Below are 1,088 nucleotides of genomic sequence, written 5' to 3' on the forward strand. Positions count from 1 at the left end.
CTGCTCGACCGCGCCGTCGAGACGCTGCCTTCACCGGCGGCGCTTGCCGAGCGCGAGGCTCGCGGCGAGCCGTTGACCAGGGCCGAGCTCGGCGTGCTGCTTGCCTATGCCAAGATCGTGCTCTTCTCCGACATCGTCGCCAGCGACGTGCCGGACGATCCGCATTTCGACCGCGATCTGATGGGCTATTTCCCGGAGCGGATGGCGAAGAAATTCGCCGGCGAGATCCGTGCCCACCGGCTGCGGCGCGAGATCATCGCGCGCGTCGTCGCCAACGATCTCGTCAACCGCGGTGGGCCGTCCTTCGTGAACCGGCTGCAGGAAGCGACGGGCCGCACCGCGGGCGCCGTCGTGCGCACTTTCGCCCTGGTGCGCGACGGTTTCGCGCTGCCTTGGCTCTACAAGGAGATCGATGCCCTCGACAACCAGATCGACGGCCAGACGCAGCTCGATCTCTACCAGGCAGTCAGCCGGCTCATCTTCATGACCAGCGGCTGGTACCTGAAGAACGACCTCTCCTCGGCGCCGCTCGGCCAGCGCATCGCCGACTTGCAGGAAGCGCGCAAGGCTTTGGAGCCAAAGCTCATCTCGCTGCTGCCGGCCTTCTCGCGCGAGCGGATCGAGGCGCGGCGGCACGACCTGACTGAGGGCGGCGCGCCCGACAAACTTGCCGAAAAGCTGGCGCTGGCCGAGGTGAGCGACCTGATCCCGGACATCGCGCTCACCGCACGCACGGCCAATGCCGATATCGTCAGCGCCGCCAGGGCCTTCTTCGCCGTCAGCGACGCTTTTCGCATTCCACGCGTCGAGGAGGCCGCGCGCTCGATCATGCCGCCGGACTATTACGACCAGCTGGCGCTGTCGCGCGCGACCGACACGATCGGCGCCGCAAGGCGCGGCATCGCGGTGGCGGCGCTTACCGGCCACGGCAAGGCGGCGGATCCGGTGGCGGCCTGGCTGGAAGCCGGCGGCGAGCAGGTCGGGCGCATCCGCGAGCGGCTGCAGGCGCTGACCGAAGGCGGCGACATCACCGTGTCTCGGCTGTCGGTGGCGTCCGGCCTGATGAGCGACCTGACGGGCATGTAGGT

At 68.8% G+C, this 1,088-nt stretch carries 1 pseudogene; it reads left to right on the forward strand.

The features are described from left to right. Nucleotides 1-1,086: pseudogene (locus EOA32_RS37395) on the forward strand (NAD-glutamate dehydrogenase domain-containing protein); the annotation flags it as partial. Nucleotides 1,087-1,088 lie beyond the last annotated feature (2 nt).

Origin of the sequence: Mesorhizobium sp. M1A.F.Ca.ET.072.01.1.1 (assembly GCF_004023325.1) — a bacterium.
Taxonomy (GTDB): Bacteria; Pseudomonadota; Alphaproteobacteria; order Rhizobiales; family Rhizobiaceae; genus Mesorhizobium.